The organism is Peribacillus sp. P4_C12 (assembly GCF_056402095.1).
In genome coordinates this window covers 1-1,019 of record NZ_JBFUIB010000927.1, presented here as the reverse complement: position 1 = coordinate 1,019, position 1,019 = coordinate 1, and the positions used below count along the sequence as shown (strand labels likewise).

2 protein-coding genes are annotated in these 1,019 nt (G+C 29.3%); both read right to left on the bottom strand.

Features of this window, described 5'->3' with window-relative positions:
• Window positions 1–347: 347 nt before the first annotated feature.
• Window positions 348–692 (bottom strand): YolD-like family protein, encoded by a 345-nt coding sequence (locus tag AC1DUW_RS30315; RefSeq protein ID WP_477644371.1) that lies wholly within the window; start codon window positions 690–692, stop codon window positions 348–350.
• 100 nt (window positions 693–792) lie between these two features.
• The coding region (locus AC1DUW_RS30310; RefSeq protein WP_477644370.1) for a YjcQ family protein at window positions 793–1,019 on the bottom strand (227 nt) is incomplete at its 5' end.

Below are 1,019 nucleotides of genomic sequence, written 5' to 3'. Positions count from 1 at the left end.
AAATAAAAAGCTATGTTTTGAAAAAATGCAGCTATTGAAAAATAATAAATCACTTCTCCTTATTATGCTTGATAAACAAGCAAAAAAACAAATCGTGTGATTGTGTATTCATATCTCTTTTCACACAACATTTCTTAGACTTTGACTGTGTTCCTGAGCAACAATTTATCCGAACACAGTCTAGTAATATTATTGTCACTAGCTTTTTTATTTTCTTTTATCACTGATTTTGTAGTTTTAATTTTTTCCTCTATTTGATTTAAGTTTACATTCACATTTTTTAACTTTTCTGTTAGTAACATGTAAAATTAAGAATATAACAAAGTGGTATTTCCATTTAAATTTCTTTACTCTTTAACTTCAACCTCTACAATATCTTCAAATTTTATTTTTATAATATATCCCTTTTCTTTCTCCAACTCTAAATGAATCAAATTAGTTTTTGGTTCTAATCTATGTAATAATCCTGTATACTCCCAATCGAAGCCGTCTTCCCAAACAGTAAACTTTACTGGTGAACTAAACTCCATAGCATTGTGTATTTTGTTTTCAAACTCTTCTATTTGGTATTCATCTAATATTGGTTTTACTTGCCGATAATAATCTTTATTTAAATTTTTTAGTAATTTAACGTGCTCAGGCAAAAACATAGCTGATTTCCATTTAATATTTCCGCGATCTTTAAGTGACATAGGAACAACTCCATTCATTCTATAAGTTATATTATAGAACATTCGTTCCTATTTATCATAAAAAAAATGCATCCAATGATTGGATGCTTTAACGTTGTTACTAAATTTTTATCCAATCTCTCGCTCCCTTCAACCCTTTGTACGCTTTCATTAATAGCGAGTTATCCTCTAGATAATCTTCTCCCTTTTCAATTATCATAGCGTTGGATATATCATAATTCCCTGTAAGATATACTTCAGCACCATCAATATACCCTTCGTCTTGTAGGAATTCAACAGCATCATTAAGGGCATTAGGTTCAATCCCTAAATCCACATGTTTAAAGG